Genomic DNA, 324 nt, shown 5'->3' on the forward strand with positions numbered 1-324 from the left:
CAGGACCGCAGCAGCTTCGCGGTGCGCTCCGAGATGCGCCCCTCGGCGGCGGGCGCCAGATGCGGGGGCAGGTCCATCAGCTTCTGCCCATTGGCGAAATCGATCTCGCGCAGAATGCGCGGCGCGTGAACCTCGCCGCCGTGCAGCAGCGTGACGATCAGGTTCGCGGCTTGCAGCGGCGTCACTCTGGCGTCGCGCTGGCCGATGGCCGTCTGCACCCGGGCTCCCCCGTCGCCCGGGAACAGCGTCCGAAAGACGGTTCCGGGCTGTTCGCCGTGGAGCGGCTGCAACATCGGCAGGCCGAGAATCTGCTCCTGCCGCCAG

At 70.4% G+C, this 324-nt stretch carries 1 pseudogene; it reads right to left on the reverse strand.

Annotated features, from left to right (window positions below):
* Positions 1 to 324 (reverse strand): annotated as a pseudogene (locus L691_RS27410) (penicillin-binding protein 2); the annotation flags it as partial.

The sequence above is a fragment of the Paenibacillus zanthoxyli JH29 genome (assembly GCF_000520715.1).
In the GTDB taxonomy this organism is placed as follows: Bacteria; Bacillota; Bacilli; order Paenibacillales; family Paenibacillaceae; genus Paenibacillus_AQ; species Paenibacillus_AQ zanthoxyli.